1 protein-coding gene is annotated in these 1,008 nt (G+C 56.4%); it reads right to left on the bottom strand.

What is annotated here, in order from left to right; all coding sequences use genetic code 11:
- On the bottom strand, positions 1-966 hold a 966-nt coding region (locus tag CSZ94_RS27335), incomplete at its 3' end, for an IS630 family transposase (protein WP_102124364.1).
- Between the last annotated feature and the right edge of the window lie 42 nt (positions 967-1,008).

Raw genomic sequence — 1,008 nt, 5'->3', positions numbered from 1 at the left:
AATATATTCATGGATTGCGACGGTCAGTTCATGGACGCTACGAAAGACTCCGCGCTGGAGTCGATCCGTTGTCAAACTGCGGAAGAAGCGCTCGACCATGTTGAGCCAGGAGGCGGACGTCGGCGTGAAATGCATGTGAAAGCGCGGATGCTCTTCGAGCCAGGAGCGTACCACCGGATGCTTGTGGGTGGCATAGTTGTCGCAGATCAGATGCAAATCCTTTTCTTTCGGTGTCATGCGGTCGATCTGCTTGAGGAAAGACAGCCATTCGGTATGTCGATGTTGTTGGGCGCAGCGCGAAATAATCGAGCCGTCGAGCGTACTCATAGCAGCGAACAGCGTGGTTGTCCCGTGTCGCTTATAGTCATGGGTCATGGTTGCTGCACGCCCTTTTTTCAACGGCAAGCCAGGCTGCGTCCGGTCGAGCGCCTGCACCTGACTTTTCTCATCGCAGCACAGCACCAGCGCGTGTTCTGGCGCGCTGAGGTACAAACCGACGATGTCTTCGAGCTTTTCGACAAATGCCGGATCGCGCGACACCTTGAAGGACTTGACCAGATGTGGCTTGATGCCGTTTGCCTTCCAGACTTTTTGTACCGTGGTATCCGAAATCCCCATTTCGGCCGCAAGCGTGCGCGTGCTCCAGTGCGTCGCCGAAGATGGTGTTGTTTGGGTGGTGCGGCGGATGATTTCGGCGGCGTCTATCTGAGCTTTGCGTCCGCTGCGTGGCAGATCCCCACCAACGGCCGCAATGCCACCCTGTGCGAATCTGCTCCGCCACGCTATCACCTGGTTGCGACTCACCTCCAAGCGCCGGGCTATGTCGTGGTTTCCAACACCATCGGCCGCCAGCAAAATAATACGTGCCCGTCTGGACGTGCGTGTATCGATGGTTTGCGACCGGACCCTTCGTTCCAGTTCGGCACGGTCTTCCTCGCTCAATATAATCGGCGCCGCAGTCAGCATTGCTCACCTCATCTCAAACTCAATATGTAGATGATAGCGCAG

Origin of the sequence: Janthinobacterium sp. ROICE36 (genome assembly GCF_002869965.1) — a bacterium.
Classification (GTDB): domain Bacteria; phylum Pseudomonadota; class Gammaproteobacteria; order Burkholderiales; family Burkholderiaceae_D; genus Janthinobacterium.
Note: the sequence above shows the minus strand (reverse complement) of the source record. Positions and strands in the feature narration are given on the sequence as shown.